Source organism: Citrobacter sp. VF227 (assembly GCF_052950715.1).
Map to the genome: position 1 here is coordinate 1 of NZ_JBRFVF010000449.1, position 457 is coordinate 457.

1 protein-coding gene is annotated in these 457 nt (G+C 50.5%); it reads right to left on the minus strand.

The window, feature by feature from the left end:
- Positions 1 to 457, minus strand: a 457-nt coding sequence (locus ACU8YC_RS27270) for a transporter substrate-binding protein (protein ID WP_446896297.1), incomplete at both ends; no start/stop codon positions are given.

A 457-nucleotide genomic window follows, 5' to 3' on the forward strand; every position in this document is an offset into this window, starting at 1 on the left:
TTAAACTGGCAGTTGCATTCAATCTCGCCAATCATGACGGGTTTATGCAGGTGATGATTGGTGGCATCCATGGTCAGGGTAAAACCTGATCGTGAAGCAAATGATTGTCCTGCCATCGCTACGCGGACTTTATCCACATCAGTCGTTCCGGCTTTTTCTACCGCCTGCACCCACATATGCGAACAAACATAAGTGGCTTCCATGGGGTCATTGGTTACCGCCGAATCAGCATTTGGCAGTTTGTGCGCTTTGGCATACGCCCGGTAATCCGCAACGAATTTCTTGTTGGTCGCGTTATCTACGAACTCAAAGTAGTTCCACGCGGCAAGGTTGCCCACCAGCGGTTTGGTATCAATACCGCGTAACTCCTCCTCCCCCGCGGAGAATGCCACCACCGGAACATCGGTGGCTTTTAGGCCCTGGTTCGCCAACTCTTTATAGAATGGAACGTTAGAAT